The sequence below is a fragment of the Streptomyces parvus genome (genome assembly GCF_014648875.1).
GTDB classification, from domain to species: domain Bacteria; phylum Actinomycetota; class Actinomycetes; order Streptomycetales; family Streptomycetaceae; genus Streptomyces; species Streptomyces parvus.
In genome coordinates, this window is the sequence record NZ_BMRY01000001.1 from 1210334 (window position 1) to 1235358 (window position 25025).

The 25025-nt window shown below is 74.1% G+C and carries 22 protein-coding genes and 3 pseudogenes; 15 read left to right on the top strand and 10 right to left on the bottom strand.

What is annotated here, in order from left to right:
• The first annotated feature begins 174 nt into the window (after nucleotides 1–174).
• Nucleotides 175–774 (top strand): TetR/AcrR family transcriptional regulator, encoded by a 600-nt coding sequence (locus IE140_RS05475; RefSeq protein ID WP_032764271.1) that lies wholly within the window; start codon nucleotides 175–177, stop codon nucleotides 772–774.
• 28 nt (nucleotides 775–802) lie between these two features.
• Here the strand turns inward: IE140_RS05475 and IE140_RS05480 are convergent, their stop codons facing one another.
• From IE140_RS05480 to IE140_RS05495, 4 genes and pseudogenes are all read right to left on the bottom strand, one after another.
• Nucleotides 803–1141, bottom strand: coding sequence for a hypothetical protein (locus IE140_RS05480; protein ID WP_150197717.1), 339 nt, complete (start codon nucleotides 1139–1141; stop codon nucleotides 803–805).
• 148 nt (nucleotides 1142–1289) lie between these two features.
• Entirely contained in the window at nucleotides 1290–1793 is a 504-nt protein-coding gene (locus IE140_RS05485; protein WP_150198450.1) for a GerMN domain-containing protein, read from the bottom strand.
• On the bottom strand, nucleotides 1790–3271 hold the full coding sequence (locus IE140_RS05490) for an ATP-binding protein (RefSeq protein WP_150198452.1): 1482 nt from the start codon (nucleotides 3269–3271) through the stop codon (nucleotides 1790–1792). Before IE140_RS05490 ends, IE140_RS05485 begins: the two co-directional genes overlap by 4 nt.
• Before the next feature lie 173 nt (nucleotides 3272–3444).
• Nucleotides 3445–4144, bottom strand: a pseudogene (locus IE140_RS05495) (response regulator).
• Between the two features lie 135 nt (nucleotides 4145–4279).
• Between IE140_RS05495 and IE140_RS05500 the strand changes: the two are divergent.
• Genes IE140_RS05500 through IE140_RS05515 form a run of 4 tightly spaced genes read left to right on the top strand, consistent with a single transcriptional unit; the run spans nucleotide 4280 to nucleotide 8050 of the window.
• Entirely contained in the window at nucleotides 4280–4930 is a 651-nt protein-coding gene (locus IE140_RS05500) for a hypothetical protein (protein ID WP_150198448.1), read from the top strand.
• Nucleotides 4927–6003 carry a peptidoglycan-binding protein gene (locus tag IE140_RS05505; RefSeq protein WP_150198446.1) on the top strand — a complete coding sequence of 359 codons (1077 nt, stop codon included), beginning with the start codon at nucleotides 4927–4929 and terminating at the stop codon, nucleotides 6001–6003. The genes IE140_RS05500 and IE140_RS05505 overlap by 4 nt, the downstream gene beginning before the upstream one ends.
• Nucleotides 6000–6860: an ABC transporter ATP-binding protein gene (locus IE140_RS05510; protein WP_229826696.1), complete on the top strand. Its 861-nt coding sequence runs from the start codon at nucleotides 6000–6002 to the stop codon at nucleotides 6858–6860. The genes IE140_RS05505 and IE140_RS05510 overlap by 4 nt, the downstream gene beginning before the upstream one ends.
• Complete coding sequence (locus tag IE140_RS05515; protein WP_150197740.1) at nucleotides 6857–8050, top strand: ABC transporter permease; 1194 nt, start codon at nucleotides 6857–6859, stop codon at nucleotides 8048–8050. The genes IE140_RS05510 and IE140_RS05515 overlap by 4 nt, the downstream gene beginning before the upstream one ends.
• A gap of 43 nt (nucleotides 8051–8093) precedes the next feature.
• Here IE140_RS05515 and IE140_RS05520 read toward each other — a convergent pair.
• From IE140_RS05520 to IE140_RS05530, 3 genes and pseudogenes are all read right to left on the bottom strand, one after another.
• A pseudogene (locus IE140_RS05520) lies at nucleotides 8094–8993 on the bottom strand (CPBP family intramembrane glutamic endopeptidase); the annotation flags it as partial.
• A gap of 276 nt (nucleotides 8994–9269) precedes the next feature.
• Entirely contained in the window at nucleotides 9270–9902 is a 633-nt protein-coding gene (locus IE140_RS05525; RefSeq protein WP_093440155.1) for a response regulator, read from the bottom strand.
• The gene (locus tag IE140_RS05530; protein ID WP_189460102.1) at nucleotides 9890–11119 is read right to left on the bottom strand and encodes a sensor histidine kinase; all 1230 of its coding nucleotides are present in this window, start codon (nucleotides 11117–11119) and stop codon (nucleotides 9890–9892) included. Before IE140_RS05530 ends, IE140_RS05525 begins: the two co-directional genes overlap by 13 nt.
• Before the next feature lie 306 nt (nucleotides 11120–11425).
• Between IE140_RS05530 and lanL the strand changes: the two genes are divergently transcribed.
• The 6 genes from lanL (at nucleotide 11426) to IE140_RS05560 (ending at nucleotide 20976) form a co-directional block, all read left to right on the top strand.
• The gene (gene lanL / locus IE140_RS05535; RefSeq protein ID WP_167533528.1) at nucleotides 11426–14284 is read left to right on the top strand and encodes a class IV lanthionine synthetase LanL; all 2859 of its coding nucleotides are present in this window, start codon (nucleotides 11426–11428) and stop codon (nucleotides 14282–14284) included.
• Nucleotides 14281–16299, top strand: coding sequence for an alpha/beta hydrolase family protein (locus IE140_RS05540; RefSeq protein ID WP_150196460.1), 2019 nt, complete (start codon nucleotides 14281–14283; stop codon nucleotides 16297–16299). Before lanL ends, IE140_RS05540 begins: the two co-directional genes overlap by 4 nt.
• Nucleotides 16296–16427 (top strand): ALQxL family class IV lanthipeptide, encoded by a 132-nt coding sequence (locus IE140_RS05545; RefSeq protein WP_189460106.1) that lies wholly within the window; start codon nucleotides 16296–16298, stop codon nucleotides 16425–16427. The genes IE140_RS05540 and IE140_RS05545 overlap by 4 nt, the downstream gene beginning before the upstream one ends.
• A gap of 172 nt (nucleotides 16428–16599) precedes the next feature.
• Nucleotides 16600–18339 carry an ABC transporter ATP-binding protein gene (locus IE140_RS05550; protein ID WP_150196459.1) on the top strand — a complete coding sequence of 580 codons (1740 nt, stop codon included), beginning with the start codon at nucleotides 16600–16602 and terminating at the stop codon, nucleotides 18337–18339.
• On the top strand, nucleotides 18336–20132 hold the full coding sequence (locus tag IE140_RS05555; protein WP_150196458.1) for an ABC transporter ATP-binding protein: 1797 nt from the start codon (nucleotides 18336–18338) through the stop codon (nucleotides 20130–20132). The genes IE140_RS05550 and IE140_RS05555 overlap by 4 nt, the downstream gene beginning before the upstream one ends.
• 58 nt (nucleotides 20133–20190) lie before the next feature.
• Nucleotides 20191–20976: an SAM-dependent methyltransferase gene (locus IE140_RS05560; RefSeq protein ID WP_032764395.1), complete on the top strand. Its 786-nt coding sequence runs from the start codon at nucleotides 20191–20193 to the stop codon at nucleotides 20974–20976.
• On the opposite strand, the gene IE140_RS35855 is transcribed toward IE140_RS05560, so the two are convergent.
• Entirely contained in the window at nucleotides 20949–21404 is a 456-nt protein-coding gene (locus IE140_RS35855; protein ID WP_308438354.1) for a hypothetical protein, read from the bottom strand. The two genes, IE140_RS05560 and IE140_RS35855, sit on opposite strands and share 28 nt — an antisense overlap.
• Nucleotides 21405–21470: 66 nt before the next feature.
• Here IE140_RS35855 and IE140_RS35860 point away from each other — a divergent pair, with 66 nt between their 5' ends.
• Entirely contained in the window at nucleotides 21471–21641 is a 171-nt protein-coding gene (locus tag IE140_RS35860; protein WP_308438355.1) for a hypothetical protein, read from the top strand.
• Nucleotides 21642–21658: 17 nt separating this feature from the next.
• Here the strand turns inward: IE140_RS35860 and IE140_RS05570 are convergent, their stop codons facing one another.
• Both IE140_RS05570 and IE140_RS05575 read right to left on the bottom strand, forming a co-directional pair.
• Nucleotides 21659–21868, bottom strand: coding sequence for a hypothetical protein (locus IE140_RS05570; RefSeq protein ID WP_150196456.1), 210 nt, complete (start codon nucleotides 21866–21868; stop codon nucleotides 21659–21661).
• Nucleotides 21853–22473: a hypothetical protein gene (locus IE140_RS05575; protein WP_150196455.1), complete on the bottom strand. Its 621-nt coding sequence runs from the start codon at nucleotides 22471–22473 to the stop codon at nucleotides 21853–21855. The genes IE140_RS05570 and IE140_RS05575 overlap by 16 nt, the downstream gene beginning before the upstream one ends.
• Before the next feature lie 182 nt (nucleotides 22474–22655).
• Between IE140_RS05575 and IE140_RS05580 the strand changes: the two are divergent.
• The 3 genes and pseudogenes from IE140_RS05580 (at nucleotide 22656) to IE140_RS05590 (ending at nucleotide 25023) form a co-directional block, all read left to right on the top strand.
• Nucleotides 22656–23050, top strand: a pseudogene (locus IE140_RS05580) (pyridoxamine 5'-phosphate oxidase family protein).
• Between the two features lie 52 nt (nucleotides 23051–23102).
• The gene (locus IE140_RS05585) at nucleotides 23103–24401 is read left to right on the top strand and encodes an APC family permease (RefSeq protein ID WP_150196454.1); all 1299 of its coding nucleotides are present in this window, start codon (nucleotides 23103–23105) and stop codon (nucleotides 24399–24401) included.
• Entirely contained in the window at nucleotides 24394–25023 is a 630-nt protein-coding gene (locus IE140_RS05590) for a class I SAM-dependent methyltransferase (RefSeq protein WP_093440121.1), read from the top strand. The genes IE140_RS05585 and IE140_RS05590 overlap by 8 nt, the downstream gene beginning before the upstream one ends.
• Nucleotides 25024–25025 lie beyond the last annotated feature (2 nt).

A 25025-nucleotide genomic window follows, 5' to 3' on the forward strand; every position in this document is an offset into this window, starting at 1 on the left:
ACGGACACGACGGACACGACGGTCACGACGGCTACGGCACACTCGCGGTGCGGCACTCGCGGTGCGGCACTCGCAGTACCGTACGCTCAATCCCGACCGCATGGTAAGTATTCACTCCTGTGAGAATCTGGGGCGGAAGCAGAGAGGCGTGGCGATGACAGCGGGTGCATACGCGTGACCCCGGAAACCCGACGCGGCTACGCCAAGGGCCGGGCCAAGCGGACCGAGATCCTCGACCAGGCGATGACCCTGTTCGGCGAGGCCGGCTACCGGGGTGCGTCGCTGCGCGTCATCGCCACCCGCTGCGGCATCTCCCACCCGGGGCTCCTGCACCACTTCCCGACGAAGGAGGCGCTGCTCCTCGCGGTCCTCCAGCGCCGCGACGACGTGGACGACGAGTGGCTGGCGCTCGGTGTCACCCGGGGCGTGGACCATCTGCGCCGCCTGGTGGACCTCGCCGAGCTGAACGCCAAGCGGCGCGGCATCGTCGAACTGTTCTCGGTCGTCGCGGCGGAGGCCACGGCCCCCGACCACCCGGCCCACGCGTACTTCGAGGCCCGCTACCGTACGTCCGTCGCCAACACCGAACGCGCCTACCTCCAGGCCCGGGAGGCGGGCGAACTCCGCGACGACGTCGACCCGTCGGCCGCCGGTCAGCAGCTCATCGCGCTGATGGACGGCCTCCAGATCCAGTGGCTGATCAGCGACTGCACGACGGACATGGCGGGGGTGCTGCGGGCGCACGTGCGGGCGCAGCTGACCGTGGAGTTCTGAATCCGAACCGGTCCGATGGCCGCGTTCCTCAGCCGAAGGCGACGCCCAGCAGATACGGGGTGAGGGTCAGCGTCGCCGCCAGAGTCCAGTACGGGCCGGGGGGCGCGGCAGCCGGCAGCCTGCGCCGCATCCACAGGTTGAGCAGGGTCCACAGGCCTCCGAAGCAGGCCACCACCGGGACGACGAAGACCAGCCACAGCCACATGCCGTCGTTCTCGGTCGGTTCCCGATCGGTCCACCCCAGCTCCGCCAGGGGGCCGTTGGACAGCACGTACCAGATCAGGAAGGCCGGCACGATGGCCGGAATCCCGAGCAGCAGGTTCACCGCCACCGGGACGCAGGACTTCCACAGCCGCTTACGCTCCACGATTCCCCCGGTTCCGGTCCTGGCCCTGGCCCCGGCCGTCCGCGCGGCCGATCCTGTCGCGCCAGCATTCCACGGACCCGGCGCGCGCCCGTCCCCACCCCTCAGTACCTCTCGTGCCCCTCAGCCCCCTCAGCCCCCTCAGCGCCCCTCAGCGGTCGAGGAACTCCGCGCACCGCAGCGGCCCCAACTCCGGGCCCTCCCCCGGGCTGATCGTCACCTCCACGTCGTCCGCCCGGATCTCCGCCTCCCTTACGGACTGGAAGCTGGCCAGCGTGCAGACCAGTTGCCCGGTCGCCTGGTCCCGGGGCCGCGCCCAGTACGGCCCCTCCAGCGTCACCGTGACGTGCGGTCCGTCCCCGGTCACCGTGTATCCGCTCGGGGCGTGGACCAGGGTGGTCAGCCCCTCGCGGCGCTCGGCGGCCGTCGGGCCCTGGGCCAGCAGCTTCATCACCGCGTCCAGGGTGTCGTTCTCCCGGTCGAGCAGGGGCACCGCCCGCAGCCCCGTGTCCGACGCGTAGTAGAGCCGTTTCCCGCGCGTCAGCCCGGAGGCGGGGTCGCCCGCGTCTATCACCCCGGTCGGCCGGACCCCGACCCCGCAGCCGACTAGCAGGAACGCCAGCGTGGTCAGGACGACGCCCCGTCGGAACCTCATCGGTCTCCCTCGCCGTCCGCATCGGTACGCCGCAGGGGCAGGACCAGCGTGAACACCGCACCGACGCCCGCCCGTTCGCCCACCTCGATCGTGCCGCCGTGCAGCCTGGCGTTCTCCAGCGCGATGGCCATCCCGAGGCCGCTGCCCCGGCCGCCGGACTCCCTGTCGGCCTCCCCGCCGCTCCCGGCCGTGGCGGTGTTCCGTGTACGTGCCTCGTCCGCCTTGTAGAACCGGTCGAAGACCCGCTCCCGGGCCTCCGGCGGCAGCCCCGGACCGTGGTCGGCGACCTCCAGCCTCGCCACCCGGTCCTCGTCGTCCCCGGGCGCGGTCAGGGTCACCGTGACCGGCGGCGCCCCGTGCCGGAGCGCGTTGCCCACCAGGTTCGCCACGATCACGTCGACGCGCCGCCGGTCGACCACGGCCCTGACGCCTTCCGGGAGTTCGGCGGTCACCCGGTCCGTCCAGCCGCGCAGCGCCAGCGACGCCCGTACGGTCTCGGCGAGGTCGGCCTCGAAGGCGTTGAGCCGGACCGCACCGGCGTCGAAGCGGGAGATCTCCATCAGGTCCTCGACCAGCCGGGACAGCCTGGCCGTCTCCGCGCCGACGGTACGGGCGGCCCGGGCGGCGTCCGGCGGCAGCTGGTCGGCGTCCTCCTCCAGGACCGTCGCCACCATCGTCATCGCCGCCAGCGGGGTGCGCAGTTCGTGCGACACGTCCGCCACGAACCGCCGCGCCTTCGCCTCCTGGGCCCGCAACTCCGCGTCGGACGCCTGGAGTGCGTCGGCGGTCTCGTTGAACGTCCTTGCCAGATAAGCCAGTTCGTCGTGCCCCCGGACCGCGACCCGGCTCCCGAGGTCACCGGCGGCCAGCTCACGCGTGGCCCGCCCCAGCTTCCGTACCGGACGCAGGACCGTCCCGGCGGCCAGCAGCGCCAGCAGCGCGGCCGCCACCACGACGGGCACGGTCCCCTCCCGCACGGAGTCCAGCAGGGCCGCCGTGTCGTCGCGTTCGGCCCGCAGATCGGTGATCGCGAACACCTCCAGGCCCGAGGTGCGCCGGTCCCCGTCGGCGTACGTCACCGGCATGCCGACGACGAGGTACGGCTCGCCCCGCCACTGGACCCGCTGGAACCGGGCCCCGTCCCCGGCCCGTACGGCCGCGCGCAGCTCGGCGGTGATCCGGCCCTCCGTGGCGGCGTACGCGTCGGAGACGGCGGTCAGGTCCTGGTGGCGGGCGACCACGATGCGCGCGCCCAGACCCTCGGAGACCTGCGCGGCGAACCGGGACAGCGAGCGCTGGTCGGGCGGCAGGTCGAACCCGGCCGCGACCGTCGCGACCCGCTCGCGGAGGTCGTTCACGGCGGTGTTCTGGGTGCGCTGGAGGACGGCGGTGCGGGCGTCCCGGTAGGCGAGGGCGGTCGCGGTCACCGCGCTGAGGAGGGCGACCAGGACGAACGTGACGACGAGCCTGACCCGCAGTCCGCCGACGAGCCGCCGGGACCCGAGCCGGAGGGAGCGGCGCCGGGGAGACCCGCCCGGGAGGGCCTCACGCCGCCCGGACCCGTTCCGGGGAGACCCGCGCCGGGGCGCCTCACGCCGAGGGGCTCCGCGCCGGAGGGCCCCACGCCCCGGGAAGCCCGGGAAGCCCCCCGTCACAGCGGCCCGAACCGGTAGCCGAAGCCCCGCACGGTCTGCACGTACCGGGGCCTGCCCGGCACCTCCTCGATCTTCGCCCGCAGCCGCCCCACCGCCGCGTCCACCAGCCGCGAGTCGCCCAGGAACGTGTGGTCCCACACCGACGCGAGCAGCTGCTCCCGGGTGAAGACCCGGCCCGGCGAGGCCGACAGCTCCAGCAGCAGCCGCAGTTCGGTCGGCGGCAGCGGGACCGGAGTGCCGTTCCTCGTCACGGTCAGCCCGGCCCGGTCGATCACGAGCCCGGCGAGGTCGGTGACGTCGGCGTCGGGCCCGCCGCAGTGACGGTTCCGCGCGCCGCAGCGCCGCCCGGATGCGGGCCTCCAGGACGGGCGCGGTGACCGGCTTGACCACATAGTCGTCTGCCCCCGCCTCAAGCCCGGCCACGATGTCCCGGTCGTCGCCGCGCGCGGTCAGCATGATGACGGGCAGGGCCGCCGTACGGGCCCGGATCCGGCGGCACACCTCGAAGCCGTCCATGCCGGGCAGCATCAGGTCCAGCACGGCCAGTTCGACCCGGGCGCCCCGCTCCCCGGCGAGCAGCGCGAGGGCCTCCTCGCCGGTGGCGGCCGTCTCCACGCCGTACCCGTGCCGGCGCAGCACAAGCTCCATCCCGTCCCGTACGGACGTGTCGTCCTCGATGAGCAGCACATGCGGCATGGGCCCGATTATGCGCACGCCCGGAACGTCCCCGCCTCCCCCTCCCGGGGGCACAGGCGCAGGTCAGAGGCATTGTTACGTTCCCATCATGTGCCCATGGACCGGCCATCATCCTCGGCGGCCAGCGTGAGATCCATGAGCTTCCCCACCACCACAGCCGGGCTCCGCCTGGCCGCCCTCGTGGCCGTGCCCGTGCTCGCCCTCTCCGTCGCCTGCGGCGGGAGCGACGACGCCACCGGGACCAGGAGCCACGACGCGATCGCCGACGTACAGTCCCCGAAGACCGAGCCGTCCACGGACGGGAACGTGAAGGAACAGACCTCCCCGAGCGCGAAGCCCGCCGGCAAGAGCGCCTTCTACGACGCCCAGGTGGCGTTCGTCCAGTGCATGCGCTCCAAGGGCGGCTACAAGGACTACCCGGACCCCAAGCTCAGTGGCCATCTCGACTGGACGAAGATCAACGAGATCGGGTCCCAGCCCGGCCGCAACGAAGGCATCAAGGCCGGGAAGAACGGCGTCTGCGTGGCGGAGCTCCAGGCGGCCATGGCGGCCGAGCCCGAGCGCGACCAGCAGAAGGCCTACGAATCGATGCTCGCGCACGCCCAGTGCATGCGGGACAACGGCATCAGCCGGTTCACCAACCCGGTGATGTCCGGCGGCAACGCGATACCGGGCGGCGACCCGAACCCGGGCTCCCCCGTCTACGACCGCGAGTCGCCCGCGTACAAGGAGGCCCGCGAGGCGTGCAAGGAGAAGCTCCTCGACGGACTGGACGGGATGCAGTGAAGCGCTCCACCACCGCCCTCCTCGCGCTGGGCACGGTGACGGCGGCCGTCACCGGGGGCGTCCTGTTCCTCGGCGCGGGCGACGGAACGGGAAGCCCGGGCCGGGGCGGTGACGGCCTGCCGCCCGCCACCGCCACCGTCGTCCGCACCGACCTCGTCCTCGCCAGAACCGTCGACGGCAGGATCGACTTCGCCCAGCGCCGGGCCGTGAAGGCCGCCGTGGAGGGCACGGTCACGGTGGCGGCCGCCGAGGGAAGGACCGTACGGCGCGGGGAAGCCCTGTACGAGCTGAACGACAAGCCGGTCACGCTCCTCTACGGGCCGGTCCCGGCGTTCCGCGAGATGAAGAAGGGCCACCGGGGCAGCGACGTGCTCCAACTGGAGCGGAACCTGCGGGACCTGGGTTACGGAGCCGGGCTGTACGTCGACACGGAGTACGGCGAGGACACCGAGTCAGCCGTCAAGCGCTGGCAGAAGCACCTGAACCGCGAGACCACCGGCCGGATCGGCCGGGGCGATGTCGTCTTCCAGCCCGGCGAGGTCAAGGTGGTCTCCGCCGACGCGGCCCTCGCCGACCAGGTCGGCCCGGACGCACCCGTCCTGACGATCGCCTCCACCAGGCCGGTCGTCCGGGCCGTCCTGGAGCAGACGGACGGCGCGCTCACCGCACGCGGCACGAAGGTGGAGGTGACGCTGCCGAGCGGGAAGACCGTGCCCGGGAAGGTCGCCGGCACGGTACGCCCGGAAGGGGAGGACGGGACCGAGGGCGGCGGCCAGGAGGGCATCACCGTCGAGGTCGTCCTCGACGGCGGCTCCCGCGCCGCGTCCGGCGAGGACGCCGAGGCGGCGGCGAGCGTCACGTTCGTCAGCGAGGCCCGCGAGGGGGTCCTCGCGGTGCCGGTCGAGGCGGTCGTCGCCCTGCGCGGCGAGAACGGCGGGTACGGGCTCCAGGTCGTCAAGGGCGGGACGTCCGAGATGATCCGGGTCGAGACGGGCATGACGGCGGACGGGCGGATCGAGGTCAGCGGGGCCGGGCTGCGCGCGGGCATGAAGGTGGGGGTGGCGAAGCCGTGAGCACACCCCCACCGCCCCGGCCGGCCCCCGCCGTCACCGCACCCCCGCCGCCCCGGCCGGCCCCCGCCGCCACCGCACCCCCGCCCGCCCCCGTCGTCGAACTCCGGAACGCCACCAAGTCCTACCCCGGCGGCGTCCACGCCCTGCGCGCCGTGAACCTCACCGTCCACGAGGGCGAACTCCTCGCGGTGGTCGGCCCGTCCGGCTCCGGCAAGTCCACGATGCTGAACGTCATGGGGACCCTGGACAGGCCCACCACGGGTACGGTCCGGGTCGCCGGGTACGACGTGTCCGCGCTCTCCGACGCGCGCCTCTCCGCGCTGCGCGCCCGCCACATCGGCTTCGTGTTCCAGCACTTCCACCTGGCCGCGGGCCGGGACGCGGTGGACAACGTCGCCGACGGGCTGCTGTACGCGGGCGTCGGCTCCCGGGAGCGGCGCGAGCGGGCGCGCGACGCGCTGGCCCGCGTACGCCTGGGCCACCGGGCCTCGCACACCCCGAACGAGCTATCCGGCGGCGAGAAGCAGCGCGTGGCCATCGCCCGCGCCCTGGTGGGCGAACCCCGGCTGCTGCTGGCGGACGAGCCGACGGGGGCGCTGGACACCGCGTCCGGGGCGATCGTCATGGAGCTGCTGCACGAGCTGAACGCGTCGGGCACGACGGTCTGCGTGATCACGCACGACCAGCAGATCGCGGCCGCGCTGCCGCGCCGGGTCCGGTTCCGGGACGGCGAGATCGTGTCGGACGACCGCAGCACGACGGCAGCATTCGGCGTGACGGTCGATGGGGCCCGTACGGACGATTTCGGCGTGACGGTCGATGGGGCCCGTACGGACGAAACGGAGGCGGGCGCATGACCCACGCACTGAAGCCCGCACGCCTGTCCCCCCGGGACGTCCTGCGCGTCGGTGCGGTCGGCCTGCGGGCGCGCCGGGCCCGGGTGGTGCTCTCGGCGCTCGGGATCGCCATCGGCATCGCGACGATGGTCGCGGTGGTCGGCCTGTCCGAGTCGAGCCGCGCGGACCTGATGTCCCGCCTCGACCGCCTCGGCACCAACCTCCTCACCGCCGAGGCGGGCGACACCCCGCTCGGGGGCACGGTGGAGCTGCCGAAGAACGCGGTGGCGATGGTCGAGCGGATCGGCCCGGTGCTGCACGCCACGGCCACGGCCGAGGTCGACGCCCGTGTCCGCCGCAGCGATGTCGTCCCCGAGGAGCGCACCGCCGGGGTCACCACGCAGGCGGCCCGGACGGATCTGCTCGCCACGCTCGGCGGCGAGGTCGCCCGGGGCACCTGGCTGACCCCGGCCGGGGAGCGGCTGCCGACGACGGTCCTTGGGGCGGTGGCGGCGGACCGGCTCGGCGTCACCCGCCCCGGCGAGACGATCATGATGAACGACTTCCGGGTCGCCGTCGTCGGCATCCTCGAACCCGTCGAACTGGTCCCGACGCTGGACCGGGTGGCCCTGGTCGGATTCCCGGCCGCCGAACGGTACTTCGGCTTCGACGGCCGCCCCACCACGGTCTTCGAGCGGTCCACGGACGCGTCGGTCGAGGACGTACGGGAGGTGCTGGCCCGTACGGTCAGCCCCGGCAACGAGGCCGCCGTCCGGGTCTCGCGCCCCTCGGACGCGCTGGCGGCCCGGGCGGCGGCCGACAAGGGGCTGACGGCCCTGATGCTCGGGCTGGGCGCGGTGGCCCTGCTGGTGGGCGGGGTGGGGGTCGCCAACACGATGGTCATCTCCGTGCTGGAGCGCCGCCAGGAGATCGGGCTGCGCCGCTCCCTGGGGGCGACGCGCACCGCGATCCGGCTCCAGTTCCTGACCGAGTCGCTGCTGCTGTCCGCGCTGGGCGGGGTCACGGGGGCGCTGCTGGGCGCGGCGGCGACGTACGGGTTCGCGCGGGCGCAGGGGTGGACGGCGGTGGTCCCGCCCTGGTCCCTGGCGGGCGGCCTGGCGGCGACGCTGCTGATCGGCGTGGTCGCGGGCCTCTACCCGGCGATCCGGGCGGCGCGCCTGCACCCGACGGTGGCGCTGAACGCGACGTGAGGGGTGCCGTGCTGTGGTCCCGGGTCGTCAGGGGCTCAGGTGGTCAGGGGCTCACCCGCTCGATCCCGCGGCGGTCGGCGATGCGGGCCACGGTGAGGCAGTACAGCGGGGCGAAGACGAGTTCGGCGACCATGGCCTGCCAGGGGGCGTCGGCGGCGGTCTCGGTGCTGGCGAGTTCGCCGAAGCCGGCCGCGAGGCCGAAGGCCAGCAGGTTGTTGGCGACGTGCATGACGATCACGGCTTCGAGTCCACCGGTACGGATCACGAGCCAGCCCCACCACAGGGCCGAGTACAGCAGCAGGAGGAACCCGGAGAGTTCACCGAACCCGTGGGCCAGGGCGAACAGCAGGGACGCGACGGCGACGGCGGGCCAGGGCGTACGCGCGACCCGGCCGATCACCTGGACCAGCCAGCCCCGGAAGACGTACTCCTCGGCGGCGGCCTGGAACGGGACGAGCGCCAGGATCACCGCCAGGCTCAGCAGGAAGACGGACCACCCCGGGAAGCCGGTCCCCGACTCCCCGACCGGCTCGTCGTTCCAGGTCCACGCGATGAGCACGCCGATCTGCACGACCATCAGCGGGAAGCCCACGGCGGCGCACCGCGCGAGCCAGCCCCAGCGCAGCCGCCCGACGACGGAGGACACGGTCCCGGCGGGCCGCCGGCCGATCACGCGGGCGCCCCACAGGACGATGGGTATGGCGATCGCGATGCCGAGGAGCTGGACGACCAGGTCGGCGACGGGGTCCTCGAAGAACAGGTCGCTGTCCGGGTCCGTGGGCCCCGCGTCCAGCAGCTCCGCGAGGACGAACCCGCCGATGCCGACGACCAGGACGCCCGCCACGACCAGCCCCACGACGGCCGACAGCTCACCGATCCAGCCGAACCGTCCGCCGCGCCCGTTGCGCCCCTGCTCGTCGTAGCGGGACCCGGAGGGAGCCCGCTCCGGCCCGGTCGGCGGGCGGCTCCACTGCGGGGGCCGGTCCCAGCCCTGGCCGCCCGGCCACGCCTGCCCCGCCTGTCCGGTCTGCCAGGCCGCTGCGGGCGGGTGCGGCGGCTCGGCCGCCGACGACGGCGGGGCCCAGGGCGAGGGCGGCGGCCCGTCCGTGCGGGGCGCATCGCCCGAGGGCGGCGACCAGGGCGAGGGCGACGGAGAAGACGAAGGCTGATCAGAAGGATGGCTCACGTGAGCGATCCTCGGATGCCGTACGTCTACGGGTCAACGCCAGCCGTCCTCGCGGACCCGGGTCGCCAGGTCGATCTTGGTGTAGGTGGGCCGGCCCGCCTCCTGGTACTTGGCCTTCACCCGGTCCAGGTAGTACTTCGCCGTGTTCACCGTGATCCCGGTCCTGCGGGCCGTGGCCTTCAGCGTCAGCCCGGAGGCGTACCCCACCAGCACCTCGCGCTCCTGCGGAGAGAGCCGGGGGCGGGCCGGGCCCCGGTCGTAGGCCAGGGCGAAGGCCAGCTCCGGGGAGTGGGCGGTGCGCCCGGCCGCGATCTCGCGGACGGCTTCGACGAGTACGGACAGTTCCTGGTCCTTCGTGAGGAAGCCGTCGGCGCCGTCGGTGACGGCCGCGACGATCCGGTCGCGGTCCGCCACCACGCTGATCATCAGCACCCGGCTGCCGGCCGTCCGCAGGCGGCGGATGTTGTCGGCGGACGTCCGGTCGTCACGCAGCATGAGGTCCAGCAGCACGACGTCCGGCGGCTCCCCGTGCCCGGCGAGCAGCTCGTCGACGGTGGCGGCGCAGGCGACGAGGTCCACCTCCTCGACGTCCGCGAACCAGGACCGGATGCCGTCCCGCAGCATCCGGTCGTCGTCCACCACGGCGACGCTGATCACCCCGGCCATCTCAGCTCCACGCGCACGCCCTCGCCGGGGGCGCTGTCCACCAGGGCCCGCCCGCCCACGCCGCGCATCCGGGCGTACACGCAACGGTCGAGCCCGATCCCGCCGGTGGCCGGTGGGACGGAGGCGGCGCGCACCACCGACCCGCCCGACGCCCCCGCCCCCGCCGGTCCGCTCGCTCCCTGCCTTCCGGCGCCTTCCACGGCGAATCCCCGGCCCCGGTCGACCACGGTGACGACCAGCCGGCCGGAGTCACCGGCGGCGGTCAGGAAGGCGTGCCCCGTACCGGCGTGGCACCGCACGTTGTTGAGCGCCTCGGTCGCGGCCCGTGCCATGGTCAGCGCTATCTCGCCGGGCACGGCGGGCAGCGCGTGATAGCGGGCGGTCACCCGCAGTCCGAGCGCTTCGGCCGCGCGTACGGACTCCTCCAGTGCGGCCCGCACCTCGGAGGCGTGCTCACGGTCGTCCGCCTCCTCGACCAGCCTCCGGAGGTAGGCGGCCTCCCGCGCACACCGCTCGCGCATCATCGAGGTGTTGGCGTCGACGCCACCGCGGGCGATGGCCGTCAGCGTGGCGAGGACCGTGTCGTGCAGGGCGTTGTGGTGGGCGACGCGCTCCGCGAACCGGGCCCGCTGCGCCTCCGCGTCCAGCGCACGCCGGTTGGCCGCGTCGACCTGCTCGCCTTGCCGGCAGAGGTACCAGGTGAGCACCCAGGAGACGACGGCGGAGAAGACCAGGGCGTTCAGATGGGCGCCGGTCACGGCGGCGTCCGCCTCCACCAGGAGATACCCGGCGAGATGCGTGGCCACCAGGAGCACCACGGCGACGACGAGGAGGCGCGCTCCGAAGGCGACAGCGGCCATGGCCGAGGCCGATCCGCCCAGGAGCATGACCCAGGCGATCGACTCCTGAGTGCGGGCCCCTCCCCAGACGTACGCGCCGAAGGGCAGCAGGCAGCCGATCACCAGGACGTCGAGGCCCACCGCCCAGGAGACGAGCCGCCGGTGGCGGGCCGCCATGAACCAGATGAGAGCGGTCGCCGCGATCGCGGCCACCAGCGCCAGCCACGGGAACGGACGGTCGCGCTGATGCTGCGTGACCACCGAACCTCCCGCGACCAGATGACTGCCGCGGTACAGCGCGGTGGCGATGACCATCGTCTTCCGGGCCCGTTGCAGCCCGGTTTCGGCTCTGTCGATCCGGCGGCCCCCCTTGATCACAACCCCCCAGAACGGGTGGTGCACCGGCCCCTCGGCACACCGCTAACGTCACCCGTGGCGATCAGGGGATCGCTCGCGGCCACGATAGGCGGACCCCGGCCGAGGTCGGCCCGTGATTCCCGGACAACTCGGCAGATCTTTCGATCCGCCTTGGCTGAAAAGCGATGTGACGCATCATCACCTGATTCGGCCGCTGCCAACCCCCGACGCGGACCCGAAGCGCCCAGCGCACAGACCCGCACCGCACGGCATGGCCCGGCTCCGCACCGCACCGCACCGCACCGCACCGCACAGGAAGGATCGCCCGTGAGCACGGACTGCGACGAACACGACAGCGGCAGCTTCTTCGCGCTGGACACCGGACTGCTGCCCGGCATCGTCGACGGCGTGCTGCACCGGCGCGGTGCCACCGGGTGGGCGGTCGATCAGGGGGAGTTCTGGTGCTCGGTCCGGCCCCGCGGCCATCGGAGCGGCGAACAGGGCTGGAAACTGCACCTGTCGGCCACACCGCTGTCCGCGGCCCTGGTGCTCGCGGTGGCGGCCGACGTCCTCATCGGGGAACGGGCCTCGTTCAAGTTCGCCGGCTCCCTGGACCGGGTCGCCCTGCTGACCGGCGGGCGTGCCGACCGCGGGGGCGGCGGAAAGTTCATCACGGTCTACCCGGACGACCCGGAGCTGTTCCGCCGACTGGCCCGGCGGCTCCACGCGGCGACGCTGGGGCTGCGCGGACCCCGCATCCTGTCGGACCAGCCGTACGCCCCGGGCAGCCTCGTCCACTACCGCTACGGGGTGTTCGGCGGGGTGCGGACGACGACGAACGACGGGGACACGGACGTACGGCTGCGCAACCCCGCCGGTGAACTGGAGAAGGACCGGCGTCAGGCCTGGGTCACCACCCCCGCGTGGGCACCGCCCCCGTTCCCGGAGCCGACGTCTCCCCCGGGGGCCACGTCGAACCCGTCGCGGGCGCAGACCGGACCGCTGGAGCAGACCGGACCGCGGAAGCCGACGCGGACACCGGGGAGGAAATCCGTTCGCCTCAACGGCCGTTACGTCGTCGCCAAGGCGATCCGGCACGCCTTCAAGGGCGGGGTGTACCTCGCGACCGACGAGACCACCGGCCGGCAGGTCGTGGTGAAGGAGGCGCGGGCGCACGTCGGCGTCCGCATGGACGGCACCGACCTCCAGGACACCCTGCGCCACGAGGCCGAGATGCTGGAGGCGCTGGCCCCGCTGGGCTGCACCCCTGCCGCGATCGAGTTGTTCGCGCAGGGCGGCAACCTCTTCCTGGCCCAGGAGTTCGTGCCGGGGCGGACGCTGCGCGACCGGCTGGTGAAGCGCCCGGTGCGGGACCTCGCGGAGTTCCTGCACCTCGGCCGGCAGATCGTGGACATCGTGGCGGGCGTCCACGGCACCGGGCGGGTGCTGCGCGACCTCTCACCGAACAACCTCATGGTCACCCCGGAAGGCCGGGTCCGGCTCATCGACGTCGAGTACCTGGCACCCGAGGGCGTCCCGGTCCGCCGCGGGTACACCCCCGGCTATGTCGGCCCCGAGGTGTCCTCGCTGCGGGACTACGACTTCACGGCCCCCACGTACGCGGGCGACCTCTACGGCCTCGGCGCGGTGCTGCTCCACCTGGCGACGGGTGTCGACATGCTCCTGGTCCCCGACGACCGCCCGGTGGGCGACCGTACGGAGGCCCTGATCGCACTGGCGATCGCCGACCGCCCCTGGGCGGCCCCGCTTCTGCCTCTGCTGCTCGCCCTCTGCGCCCCGCTCCCCGAAAGACGTTGGGAGCTGTCCCGGGTACGGAGGGTTCTCGCGGAGCTGCCCGGAACCGGTCACCGGCCCACGGGCGGAACCGGGGTGACGGGCCCGGGCGCCTGCGGTGGGAGCGGCGTTGCCGCCCTGGCCGACGAGGAGCGCGAACGGCTGATCGCCGACGGCCTCGCGTATCTGCTCCGCACCCGCCCCGGCAGCGGCGGACACCTCTGGGACGTCAGCTCGTTCGGCGCGACCACCGACCCGCTGAACGTCCAGTACGGATCGGCCGGCGTCCTGGCCGTGCTCACCCGGGCCGCGGCGGCGGGCGCGGGGCCCGACGTCCGGCACGGGGTGGCGGAGCTGACGGAGTGGACACGGCGGCGCCTCGCCGATCTTCCCACCGGCCGGACACCCGACGGAACGCTCCTGCCCGGGCTGCACTTCGGCCGCTCCGGCACGGCCTGGGCACTGCTCGACGCGGCGCTGCTGCTGGGCGACGAGGACGTCGCCGCCGAGGCGTCCGCACTGGCGCGCGCGGTCCCCGTCGACTGGCCCAACCGGGACATCTGCCACGGGGCGGCGGGGGCCGGGATGACCCAGCTGCACTTCTGGCGCACGACCGGTGATCCGGCTTTCCGCGACCGGGCGGTCGCCTGCGCCGGGGCGATCGTCGAGGCGGCCGAGGACCACCCGTCCGGGGTGATCTGGCCGGTGCCGGCCGCCTTCGACTCGAACCTCGCCGGGGCCCGCCACTACGGGTTCGCCCACGGCATCGCGGGGATCGGCGCATTCCTGCTGGCGGCCGGGGTGGCGGCGGATCACGCGGGCCTCCTGCAGGGGGCCCGTGCGGTGGGCGACACCCTGGTGAGGCTGGCCCGGATCGAGGACGGCCGGGCGGTCTGGCCGGCCGGGGACCGGGACGCCGACGGGCCGGTGGGGCAGACTCACTGGTGCAGCGGCTCCTCGGGCATCGGCACGTTCCTGGTCCGGCTCTGGGCGCGGACGGGCGACGAACGGTACCGGGAGGCGGCCGTGGGCGCGGCGGCCGGAGTACGGGATGCCATGTGGCTCTCCTCGCCCGCCGCCTGTCACGGGCTCGCCGGGAACGCGGAGTTCCTGCTCGACATGTCCGCCGCGCTCGGCGACCCCCGGTACCGCGAGCAGGCCGGGGAGCTGGCCGCGTGCATCCACACCCGCGCCGTCCGGCGCGACGGCCTGCTGGTGGTGCCCGACGAATCGCTGGAGGCGGTCACGGGCGGCTACCAGACCGGTGCCGCCGGAACGGTCGGCATGCTGCTGCGCCTGCGGGACGGGGGCCCGCGGCTCTGGATGCCGGACACCCCGGACCTCTTCGCCCCCGCCGGGCGGCACCCGCGTACGGCGGTGGGAGCGCGATGAACCGGCACCCGCAGCGCATCAGCTTCCGCTTCTCGGCACGGTCCCGTTTCGCCGCCTGTCTGGTGGCCACCGCCGACGGCGCGCCGGCCCCGGGGTGGTGGGACCTCGACGGCACGCGTCCCCCGTACTCCGGTGGCACGCCCCGCTACCGGGAGGGCGCCCCGGCGGAGACCACCGCCACCCAGGTGCTGCCGACCGAGGACGGCGGGCTGCTGCGACTGCGCGGCGCGGCGGGCTCCGGCCGCCATCTGCTCCTGCTGTCGCCCGCCGAGTCCCTGTCCCCGGCCGAGGACCCGGACGAGCCCCCGGCCAGGGGCCCGGCCGAGGACCCGGCCGAGCGCCTGCCCGTCGGGGCGCGCGGCCTGCGCCTGGTGCCCGGCGGCCCGCGCGGGACGCTCGCGCTGGCGGTGGAGACCGCTCACGACGGCCGTACCCGCGTCTGGCGGGTCCTTCCCGCGCCACTGCGGCTGAGCGATCCACTGACCCTGCCGGGCCGGGTGACCGCCCTCCTGCCGCTGGACGGAACGGGCTGCCGCTACGCCACGGACCTCGAAGGGCCGGACGGACACCGCCCCGTCTCCCTCGACCTGCGCGACGGGCGGTGGCACGCCCTCCCGTCCCCGGCGAACGGCCGCGTCCACCGGCTGCTGCTCTCGGCACCGGCCTCGGGGCTGCTGCTGACGGCGGGCGATCCCGGCGACGGGCGGCTGCGGATCGCCCACGCCACTCTCGGCGAGCGGCCCCGGCTCGACTTCCCGGACCGGCTCAACTCCCTGGACGGCGCGGTCCTTCCGCTGGCCGCCGACCCGGCGGGTGAGCGGGTGGCGCTGCGGGTCTCCCGGGGCGCGCAGGCCCGCCTCTTCCTGTACGACGTGGGGGCGGACCAACCCCGGCCCGCAGAGCTGCCGCCGGGCGCGTTCCACCCCGTCGCCGGCTGGAGCGCGGGCGGGCTGCGCGTCGTGTACGCGACCCCGGACCGTCCCGCCGACCTGGTCACCGTCCCGGGCACCGCCACGCCCCCCGCCCGGTACGACGCCGCGTACGAACCCGCGTCCGACACCCGCGAGGCCCGGTCCGGCACCCAGAGGTCGTCCTCCGGCACCCTGGGGACGCCCTCCGACGCATCCGGGACCCCGCACGCCCCCACCGAGTGGTTCGCCACCCCGTCCGGGCGGTTCGAGGCGGTCCGCCTGGGCGACTGGCGCACCGCACCCACCGTCGTCGTGGCGCTGCACGGCGGCCCGGAGGACCACTGGACGCTCGGCCACGACCCGGTGCTCGCGCGCCTGTCGGAGGCCGGGGCCGCGGTGGTGGCCCCCAACCAGCGCGGCAGCACCGGCTACGGCCGGGCCCACGCGGAGGCGATCCACGGCGCGTGGGGCGTGCCCGACCTCGCGGACATCCGTGTCCTGGTCCGTACGCTCACGGAGCAGCGCCCTCCTGGCGCCGAACCACCCGTGCTGCTGGGCACCAGTTACGGGGGCTTTCTCGCCCTGCTGGCCGTGTGCGCCGACCCGTACACCTGGGCACGCTGCGCGGTGATCGCCCCGTTCCTGTCGGCGCGCGGACTGCGCGAGCGGTCGTCGCCCGCCGTGCGCGCGCTGATCGACCGGCACGGCCTGGGCGAGCCGCCGGACGACGACCTCGGCCCCCGGGACGTCGAACGCCTCGCCCACCGCATCCGCGTACCGGTGCTCGCCCTGCACGGCTGCGACGACCCCGTCGTGCCGGTGGACGAGACACACAGGCTCCGCCGGGCGCTGACGGCGGCGGGCGGCCCGGAACGCGCACCCCACGACTGCCTCGACATCGCGGGAGCGGGCCACCACCCGCTCCAGGAGCGGGGCGGCGCCGAACTCACCGACCGGCTGGTGAGCTTCCTGACGGCCGGATTCCCGGACCGCCGCCGCTCCCCCGCTCCCCCTGGACTCACGGTCGCCGACGCGGCCGTGCGGCACCGCCCATCCTCGGCGGTGTTCGGGCACATCACGCACGACGAAAGGACACCATCATGATCGACAACACCATGACCGTCGACGTCGACGAGCTGCAGACCCTGGAGGGCGAGGAGTCCGTCGCGCTGGCCGGCTGCACCCGTACGTGCACCTGGACCTGCAGCATCACCAGCATCGAGCAGCAGTAGCAGCCGTGCGCCGGACGGACCCCCCGCGGGCCTGTCCGGCGCACGCCGTGTCCGCGCGTACGCCCCATGCCGGTGTCCGCCGCGTGCACCCCTTCGATCCCCGTACGCACGACTCACCGCAACCCGTGCCCGGCCGCCCGCGCGGGAGCCACGGAGGGCCGGAAGGAGCGCGATGACGTCTCCCCAGCGACTGGTGTGGGACGCGACCGCCCGGACGCGTGGCTGGTTCGCCCTCGCCTCCGCCACCGCCGTCCTGGGATCGGCCGGCACGCTGGCGTTCCCCTGGGCCATGGCGCGAGCCCTGGACGCGGTCGTCGCCCGGCGGCCCGCCACCGGTCCCGTCCTCGTGTGCGCCGCGCTCCTGGCCCTCGTCGTCACCACCGGGGCCCTCCAGACCCTCGCCAACGGGGGTTACGGCTCCGGCACGGTGGCCGTCCTGCGCCGGTCCCTGGCACGGCGCGCCCTGGACGCGGGGGTGCCGGGGACGGCCGACTTCGCGGCCGGGGATCTCGCGGGGCGGCTCTCCGCCGGATGCGCGCAGGCCGGATCGGCGGGGGTCACGCTGGTCACGGCCTCGGCCGCGGTGCTGACCTCGCTCGGCGGGGTGGTCGCGCTCTGGCTGCTCGACTGGCGGATCGGGCTCTGCTTCTCGCTGGGCGTACCGCCGTTGGTGCTCATCGCCCGCGGGTTCATGAACCGCGGATCGGGGCTCTTCCTCCGGTACCAGGAGGCCCAGGGCAGGATCTCCGCCCTGCTGCTGGAAGCGCTCGGCGGGGCCCGGACCATCGGTGCGAGCGGCACGGCGGCGGCCGAGACGCGCCGGGTCCTGGAACCCCTGCCGGAGCTGTCCCGCACCGGGCACCGGGTCTGGGCGCTCCAGCGGGACACCGGATGGCAGGTGGGGCTGCTGATCCCGGCCGTGGAGGTGCTGGTGCTCTGCGCCGGGGGGCTCGCCCTGCTCCACGGTGACATCAGCGCGGGCGAACTCGCCGCGGTCGTCGCGTACACGGCGCTCGCGATGGCCGCGCTGGACCAGCTCGACGCCCTCTTCGCGCTCGGCATGTCGGCCGCCGGTGCGCGACGGGTCGCCGAGGTCGTCGACCAGCCGGTCCCGGCACCCGGCACCCGGGGCCGCCCGGCGGCCGGCCCCGGCACGGTGACCCTGTCGGGGGTGACGGTACGTTCCGGGACCCGGCTCGTCCTGGACGCCGTGGACCTCGTCGTCCCGGCGGGCACGGCGCTCGCGGTGGTCGGGCGGTCCGGGGCGGGCAAGAGCACGCTGGCGGCGCTGGTCGGGCGGTTGCGGGAGCCCGACGCGGGCATGGTCGCCATCGACGGCGTGCCGCTGCGGGAACTGACTCCCCGAGCCCTGCGCGCCGCCGTCGGCTACGCCTTCGAGCGGCCCGCGCTGCTGGGGACGACGGTGGCCGGGACGATCGCCTTCGCCCGCCCGGACGCCTCGCGCCAGGAGGTGGCGGCGGCGGCCGGGGCCGCTCGGGCGGACGACTTCATCGCCCGCCTGCCGCACGGCTACGACACGCCTCTCAGGGACGCGCCCCTGTCCGGCGGAGAGGTCCAACGCCTCGGACTGGCACGCGCGTTGGTCCACGATCCGGCGGTGGTCGTCCTGGACGACGCGCTGTCGAGCCTGGACACCGCCACGGAGGCACAGGTCGGCTCCGCGCTGGCCTCGGCCTGGTCGGGCCGTACGCGCGTGCTGATCGCCCACCGGGTGTCGACCGCGGCGCGGGCCGATCTGGTGGCCTGGCTGGAGGACGGCCGGGTCCGCGCCCTGGGCACGCACGCGGATCTGTGGCAACGCGGGGACTACCGGGCCCTCTTCGCGACGGACACCGCACCGGAAGGCGTTCCCGGGCACGGCACGGATCCGCACACCCGGGAGTCGGCATGAGCGAGAGCGCCCCGCGCCCCGTCGACCGGAACCTGTTCGCCGGGTTCCTGCGGCAGCACCGCGGTGCGGCGGTCGCGGTGGCGGGATGGTCGCTGCTGGAGGCCGTTCCGGCACTCGCCTCCGGGCTCCTCGTGGCCGCCGCCCTGGACCGGGGCTTCCTGGCGGGCCGCCCGGCCGAAGGCTTCCTCTGGATCGGCCTGCTCGGGGCCGCGATGGTCTTCCGCGCCCTGATGACCCGGACCCTGACCCCCTGGCTGGGACGGCTCGTGGAGCCGCTGCGGGACGAACTGGTGACAGCCGTGGCCGCAGGGGCCGTCCATCGCGCGGCGGCGGGAGCGCGGGACACGGCGGGCGCGGGCGTGGCCCGGCTGACGGTCCAGGTCGAGACCGTACGGGCGCTGGTCTCCGCCCTGCTGCGCTCGGCCCGGCAGCTCGGCGTCTCCCTGCTGATGGCGTTCGTGGGCCTCGCCGCCCTGTCCGCGCCGGTGGCGGCGGTCACCCTGCCCCCGGTCCTGCTCACCCTGCTCCTCTGCGTCCCCCGGCTCCGCGTCCTCGCCCGCCGCCAGGGCCGCCAACTGCGGGCCGAGGAGGCGCTCACGGCGGCGGCGGGGGAGACCTTCGACGGCATCCGGGACGTCGTCGCGTGCGGCGCCCGGGACCGGGTGGCCGACGACCTGTCCGCCCGGATCACCGACCACCGCGATGCGGTCCGGGCCGTCGCCAGGACCGCGTCGGCCAACACCCTGCTGGTGTCACTGGGCAGCCACCTCCCGCTGCTGGTGCTCCTCCTGGCGGCTCCGCGGCTCCTGGACCGGGGGGCGCTGTCGGTGGGCGAACTGCTGGGCGCGACCAGCTATCTGATCAGCGGGGTCGCTCCGGCCCTGCGCTCCCTCGTCGCCGTACTCGGCTCGTGGGGCGTGCAGCTGGCGACCGTACTGGGCCGGTTGAGCCGGTCGACGGCTCCGGCACGGCGCGCACCCCGCCCGGCGCCGGGGCCGGACATCCCCGCACGGCGCGTACCCGCGCGGGCGCCGGGGCCGGACGCCTTCGCACGGTCCCCGCGCTCCCCGGACCTGTCCCTGGTGGACGTCGGCTACGCCTACGGGCCCGGCGCGGCACCCGTCATCGACGGGCTCTCCCTCGACCTTCCCGCCGGCTCCCATCTGACGGTCGTCGGGCCGAGCGGTGCGGGGAAGTCGACCCTGACCACCCTGCTGGCCGGGCTGGCCGCACCGGACGACGGACGGCTGACCCTGGGCGGCGTGCCGGTGACGGAGGTCGACCGGGCCTGGCTCCACCGGGAGGTGACGTTGATCCCGCAGGAGGCGTACGTGTTCACCGGCACCGTGCGGGACAACCTCCGCTACCTGACCCCCCGGGCCCGGGACGCCGACCTCCTCGCCTCCGCGGAGGCCGTGGGCGCGCGGGCCCTCGTGGACCGGCTCGGCGGCCTGGACGCACCCGTCGGGCTGGACGGCCCCCCGCTCTCCTCCGGTGAACGGCAACTCGTGGCGCTGGCCCGCGCCCATGTGTCACCCGCGTCGGTCGTGCTGCTGGACGAGGCGTGCTGCCACCTCGACCCGGCGGCCGAGGAGCGGGCCGAGCGGGCGTTCGCGGCACGGGGCACCACGCTCGTCGTGGTGGCGCACCGCATCAGCTCCGCGCTGCGCGCGCCGCGCGTCCTGGTGCTCGACGGCGAGCGCACGGCCATCGGCACACACGCCCAACTCCTGGGCGAGAGCCCGCTCTACGCGGATCTCGTGGGCCACTGGGTGGCCGCCGGCACCCCGTAGGCGTTGTGGCAGACTGCGTCGACTGAATGGTCCACACCACGTGTATCTGGAGTTCGGTATGACGGCACAGGCGCCTCACCCCCCGATCGACACCAGCAAGCCGCACTCGGCCCGGGTCTACGACGCGCTGCTCGGCGGCAAGGACAACTACCCGGTGGACCAGCAGGTGGCGGAGCTCCTGCCCGCCGAGGCGAAGGTGGGCGCCCGGCAGCAGCGTTCCTTCATGAACCGGGCGACGGCCTGGCTGGCGGGCGAGGGCGTCACGCAGTTCCTGGACATCGGGACGGGCATCCCCACCGAGCCGAACCTGCACCAGACGGCCCAGGAGATCCGCCCCTCCGCCCGGGTCGTCTACTGCGACAACGACCCCATCGTCCTGCGGCACGCGGAAGCGCTGCTGGTCAGCCGGCCCGAGGGCGTGACGGACTATGTCCACGCGGATGTCCGCGAGCCCGCGATCATCCTCGACGCGGCCCGCGAGACCCTGGACTTCGACCGCCCGATCGCCCTGTCGCTGCTCGGCCTCCTCCACTTCCTCCCCGACGCCGAGAAGCCGATCGACATCGTCCGTACGTTCACCGACGCGATGGCGCCCGGCAGTTACGTCGTCCTGTCCCACGGCGCGTCCGACGTGAACGAGGAGAAGGGGGAGCAGGCCGGGGACGAGTACAAGAAGGGCGGCATCCAGCTGGCCCTGCGGAGCCGCGAGGAGTTCTCCCGGTTCTTCGAGGGCCTGGAGATCGTCGCTCCGGGCCTGGTGAAGGCCCCGGAGTGGTTCAACGGAACGCCCGCGCCCACGCAGGAGTTCAGCGGCATCTACGTGGCCGTGGCCCGGGTCCCGTAGCCGGAAGCGACCTCATCGGCGCGGGCCTCGGCGGCGACACGCTCCCGCCAGGACGGTGGCGGAGGCGCGGGGTCGGCCTGGGCTCGGGCCAACATCAGCTCCGCCTCGGCGCGTTGCTGCGCACGGTGACAGGGCCCGCAGGTAGTGACCCACGACATGTGCGGCCGGAACACGTGCTCCTCACCGGGTCCGTCGCAGGCGACGAGGGGCAGCGGCAGGGGCGATGACGGTGGCGGAGACGTGCTCTCCGCCACCTCCTCCGGACGCGGGGGCAGCTTCTCCACCAGCCGGTGCGCCAGGAACCCGAAGGCCGTGCGCACTCCTTCCGCCGGCAGCGCGCTGCTGAGCGCCAGCCGCAGGTCCCCGGCGCTCACCCCCCGCCGCAGCCACTCGGCGGCGAGCCCGGCGAGCTTGCGGGCCTCGCGCACGCCGACGGTGTCACGTCGGCAAACGGTTCCGGTGGCAAGCGAGCCTTCCGCGTCTACCCGCCCTGGGTGACCACCACCAACCGCCAAGCCGGCATGGCGCAGGCGTGGCAGCTGGACTACTTCCTGCCCCTGCCCCAGGACGGGTCCATCGACTCCGCCCGCGCCCAAGAGCTCTACCACCCGTGCGACGGCACCGGCACAACCACAGGAAGAGCCGGCCCGTCACGCGATCACTGATCGCCTACCGCCACTGATCATGTGGAATGAATCGTCCAGGCCGTCTCCACCCACTCCGGCGCCCACACGTCCTGCGGAGTACGCGGACCCGCCGTGCGCACGAGGGTGGCCAAGGAGGCCGATGCCGCCAGGGTGTCCATCAGGGCCTCGGGGCCGAAGTCGGGGCCGAGCGCGTCGATGCTCAGGCCGAAGGCGAGACATTCCCCCGTGCTCAGTCGTCGAACCACACCACAAGGCGTACGTTGTCGTCACCGTGCTGTTCCGCGAGTTCCTTCATGGCTTCCCAGACAGGCCGCCACTCGCCGGTCTCGGTGACGGCATCCCTGCGGCGGACGGTGACCGACTTGTAGAGCGTGTCCCCGATGAGCCACTCAGCGCCGTCGGGCCACTCCCGGACGTCGCCCCGCTCCAGTCCGACGGCCTCGGCGAACTCCGCGCTCCAGGAGGCCTTGCCCGTCATCCTGAGTCCGCTCGGCGTCTTTCGGTACGCGTGGAGGCGACTGTCGGGCTTCTCCGCGGGCTCGTCCCAGTCGACGGCCTTCACCTCGGCCCACGTGATCCACGTGGTGCTGTGGAAGCCGTCCTCGCCGTACCACTCGGCCAGCTGCGCGAACCGCGCGCCCAGCGCAGCCGAGGCATCGGAGGGGAACCCCCTGCCTGCCGCCAGGGGACGGAAGTTCGCGAAGTTGCGCACCCCGAAGAGACAGCCGAACGCGTCGTAGTTGCGGACATAGTCGTTCAGGGGACCGAGGTCGTGTGCGCCGTACCAGGTCGGCTCCTGCTCGTCCCCCGACGCCCGGTACTCGATGAAGCCGCTGATGTCAGTACCCATGCCAGGAATTCTCCCCACGCCGTCAAACGAGTTTGCCCGCTCGCTCAGGGCAAGGCGTAGGTCCCCCGCCCGATTCGGCAACCGCGCCGCACGCCATACCCTCGCCGCATGACGCCAGTTGACTTCTCTTCAGCGGTCCCCGTAGCCCGGAGCAGCGGAAGCGCGAAGCGCTTGAACGGCTCGTGCGGGACAACGACGTATGGGTCGCCACGGCCGACGCCACCGGCGAACCGTGCCTCGCCCCGCTCGCCTCTGGTGGGACGGCGAGACGGTGTGGCTGGCCACCCGTGACACCAACCCGACGGGACGCAACCTGTGCTCCTCGGGCCGGGCCCGGCTCAGCTTCGGCCATACCCGGGACGTGGTCCTGGTCCACGGCACCGCGCGCATGCTGACCCGCGAGGAGCTTCCGGCCGAGGTCGGCGACGCCTGCGCCGCCAAGGACGGCTGGGACCCCCGCAAGGACCACCCCTCGTACGTCTTCTTCCACGTCACCCCGCAGGTGCTTCAGGCGTGGGGCACGGTCTCCGAGATGGCCGGACGTACCCTGATGCGCGATGGGGAGTGGCTGGTCTAGGCGGGTTTCGTCGGGGCACAGGCACGCGAACATTTCCTTGAGGAGACCGGGTTTGAACAGCAAGCCCCCACGCGGAGCCGCGCCCGGAGGCGTATCCGCACCCCCGGGCGGCCTCCAGCGGCACATCGGCGTACGGGACGCCGTGATGATCGGCCTGGGGTCGATGATCGGCGCCGGGATCTTCGCCTCACTGGCCCCCGCCGCCCGCGCCGCCGGATCCGGCCTGCTGCTCGGACTCGCGCTGGCCGCGGTCGTCGCCTACTGCAACGCCACCTCCTCGGCCCGGCTCGCCGCCCTCTACCCGGCCTCGGGCGGCACCTACGTCTACGGGCGGGAGCGGCTCGGCCCGTTCTGGGGTTACCTGGCCGGGTGGGCGTTCGTCGTGGGCAAGACCGCGTCGTGTGCGGCGATGGCGTTGACCGTCGGGTCCTACGTCTGGCCGGGCCAGGCGCACGCGGTCGCGGTGGCCGCCGTGGTGGCTCTGACCTCGGTCAACTACGCGGGCGTCCAGAAGTCCGTCCTGCTCACCCGCGTCATCGTGGCGGTCGTCCTGGCGGTGCTCGCCGCCGTCGCGACCGCCTCCCTGACGTCCGGCGGGGTGGACGGGGCCCGCCTGGAGATCGGCGCCGACGCCACGGTGGCCGGTGTGCTGCAGGCGGCGGGACTGCTGTTCTTCGCGTTCGCCGGCTACGCCCGCATCGCCACCCTCGGCGAGGAGGCCCGCGATCCGGCCCGCACCATTCCGCGCGCCATCCCGATCGCCCTCGGCATCGCCCTCGTCGTCTACGCCCTCGTCGCCGTCTCCGTCCTCCTCGTCCTGGGGCCCGGCCAACTCGCCTCCGCCAAGGCCCCGCTCACGGACGCTGCGCGGGCGGCCGACGCCGAATGGCTCGTCCCCGTCGTACGCGTGGGCGCGGCCGTCGCCGCCCTCGGCTCCCTGCTCTCCCTCATCCTCGGCGTCTCTCGCACCACCCTGGCCATGGCCCGCGACCGCCACCTCCCCCACGCCCTGGCCGCCGTCCACCCGCGCTTCAAGGTCCCCCACCGGGCCGAACTGCTCGTCGGCGCCGTCGTCGCCGTGGCCGCCGCGACCACGGACGTACGCGGGGCGATCGGGTTCTCCTCCTTCGGCGTCCTCGCGTACTACGCCATCGCCAACGCCTCCGCATGGAACCTGACTTCGACCGAAGGCCGCCCGGCCCGGATCATCCCTGCCGTCGGCCTGGCCGGCTGCCTCGTCCTGGCCTTCACCCTGCCGCTGCCCTCCGTGCTCACCGGAGCCATCGTCCTCCTCATCGGCGCCGCCGCGTACGGCATCCGCCGGAAAGTCTGGTTTTCCCACCATGAGTGATCAAGTAGTCGCCGGTGCAACAGCGTTCCCGGCCGACAGCACCGCCGGGTACGCCGAAGCCGCCGACGAGCTGGCCGTCCAGTACGAGCAGGTCACCTTCGAGGACGTCCACCGCGAAGTGCTGCATCTGATCCCCTCCGCGCCCGCCCGCATCCTGGACGTGGGCGCGGGCACCGGGCGGGACGCGGCGGCGCTGGCGGCCCGCGGGTACCGGGTCGTGGCGGCGGAGCCCACCGCCGAGCTCCGCGCGCACGGACAGCGGATCCATGGAGCCCGTACGGTCGACTGGGTCGACGACGCCCTCCCCCAACTTCCGCTGCCCCGGCACCCCGGCCGCTTCGACGCCGTCTTCGCCACGGCCGTGTGGATGCACCTGGACGCGGAAGAGCGCCGTGCGGCGATGGCGAGAATCGCCTCCTTGCTGGGGACGGGAGGCCGGTTCTTCGTCAATCTGCGCCATGGCCCCGTTCCCGAGGGCCGCCGCATGTTCGACGTGTCGGCCGCCGAGACGGTCCTGCTGGGCCGTGCCTACGGTCTGACGGCGGTGTATCAGGGCGAACGTGTCGATCTTCACGGCCGTGGCGGCGTCCGGTGGAGCGAACTGGTCCTCGAATCAGCGTGACG

What these genes read in the sequence shown, in the direction of transcription:
- IE140_RS05485 (WP_150198450.1), bottom strand. Translation starts at nt 1,793, where the DNA reads ATGAGGTTCCGACGGGGCGTCGTCCTGACCACGCTGGCGTTCCTGCTA.
- IE140_RS05500 (WP_150198448.1), top strand. Translation starts at nt 4,280, where the DNA reads ATGAGCTTCCCCACCACCACAGCCGGGCTCCGCCTGGCCGCCCTCGTG.
- IE140_RS05515 (WP_150197740.1), top strand. Translation starts at nt 6,857, where the DNA reads ATGACCCACGCACTGAAGCCCGCACGCCTGTCCCCCCGGGACGTCCTG.
- IE140_RS05525 (WP_093440155.1), bottom strand. Translation starts at nt 9,902, where the DNA reads ATGGCCGGGGTGATCAGCGTCGCCGTGGTGGACGACGACCGGATGCTG.
- IE140_RS05540 (WP_150196460.1), top strand. Translation starts at nt 14,281, where the DNA reads ATGAACCGGCACCCGCAGCGCATCAGCTTCCGCTTCTCGGCACGGTCC.
- IE140_RS05545 (WP_189460106.1), top strand. Translation starts at nt 16,296, where the DNA reads ATGATCGACAACACCATGACCGTCGACGTCGACGAGCTGCAGACCCTG.
- IE140_RS05550 (WP_150196459.1), top strand. Translation starts at nt 16,600, where the DNA reads ATGACGTCTCCCCAGCGACTGGTGTGGGACGCGACCGCCCGGACGCGT.
- IE140_RS05555 (WP_150196458.1), top strand. Translation starts at nt 18,336, where the DNA reads ATGAGCGAGAGCGCCCCGCGCCCCGTCGACCGGAACCTGTTCGCCGGG.
- IE140_RS05560 (WP_032764395.1), top strand. Translation starts at nt 20,191, where the DNA reads ATGACGGCACAGGCGCCTCACCCCCCGATCGACACCAGCAAGCCGCAC.
- IE140_RS05575 (WP_150196455.1), bottom strand. Translation starts at nt 22,473, where the DNA reads ATGGGTACTGACATCAGCGGCTTCATCGAGTACCGGGCGTCGGGGGAC.
- IE140_RS05590 (WP_093440121.1), top strand. Translation starts at nt 24,394, where the DNA reads ATGAGTGATCAAGTAGTCGCCGGTGCAACAGCGTTCCCGGCCGACAGC.